This window comes from Pseudoalteromonas sp. SIMBA_162 (assembly GCF_046535955.1).
Lineage (GTDB): Bacteria > Pseudomonadota > Gammaproteobacteria > Enterobacterales > Alteromonadaceae > Pseudoalteromonas > Pseudoalteromonas marina.
Genome location: NZ_JAWJBQ010000205.1, coordinates 1 through 307, shown reverse-complemented (window position 1 = coordinate 307; position 307 = coordinate 1). Strand labels below are relative to the sequence as shown.

The 307-nt window shown below is 68.7% G+C and carries 1 pseudogene; it reads left to right on the top strand.

Annotated features, from left to right (window positions below):
• A pseudogene (locus R0J88_RS19380) lies at window positions 1–307 on the top strand (hypothetical protein); the annotation flags it as partial.

The window sequence follows — 307 nt, the reverse complement described above, 5'->3', positions numbered from 1 at the left end:
CGACCTGTCGGCGGGCTGGATCTCGGTCGTCACGCTGGTGCTGGTGGCGGTGCTGGTGATCACGTTCCAGGTGTTCCTGGCGGACGCGCCGCTGACGGCCGCCGCGGTCTGGAAACTGGTGGCCTACGCCGTGCTGTTTGCTTTCGTCTTCGGTTTCCTGGTGGCGGCGGCCTGCGGCTACATGGCGGGTCTGGTGGGCACCTCGACCAGCCCGATCTCGGGCGTGGGCATCGTTGCCATCGTGCTGGTGTCGCTGTTGCTGCTGGCGCTGGGCGGCGACCTGCTGGCGGTGCAGAACGGCGTGCAG